The sequence below is a fragment of the Vibrio sp. 10N.222.49.C9 genome, assembly GCF_041474985.1.
Taxonomy (GTDB): Bacteria; Pseudomonadota; Gammaproteobacteria; order Enterobacterales; family Vibrionaceae; genus Vibrio; species Vibrio crassostreae_C.
This window is the reverse complement of record NZ_JBFRVD010001011.1, coordinates 1-372: the sequence shown is the minus strand read 5'-3', so window position 1 is coordinate 372 and position 372 is coordinate 1. Positions and strand designations below refer to the sequence as shown.

Here is a 372-nt window from a genome sequence, read left to right as displayed (position 1 = left end):
ACTTTAAGTTGGTCTGGAGATTCTCTTAATTGCGCCTGTTCATTTTTGAGTCTGTCAAACGTATTGCTCCCAACTTGCTCCATCATCTGATACGGCTGAGTTTTATCAATAGTTGCGCCCCAGACAATCGGCGAACAAAGCATTAAAATCAATGAGATAAATCTAAGAATGCATTTCATACTTATTCTCCTGAGCCATCACCAACGCTATACAAGAACTGTCCAATCAAATCCTCAAGCACCAGTGCCGATTTAGTATCCTCTATCAGGTCACCATCTGCGAGTAAGTCTACATCCTCGTCAATAAAGCCAGGTATCAAGCTAATGTATTGCTCCCCTATTAGGCCTGAGGTCAAGATATGTGCACTTGAGG

At 42.2% G+C, this 372-nt stretch carries 1 pseudogene; it reads right to left on the bottom strand.

The window, feature by feature from the left end:
- Positions 1-181: 181 nt before the first annotated feature.
- Positions 182-372: pseudogene (locus AB4585_RS26660) on the bottom strand (outer membrane lipid asymmetry maintenance protein MlaD); the annotation flags it as partial.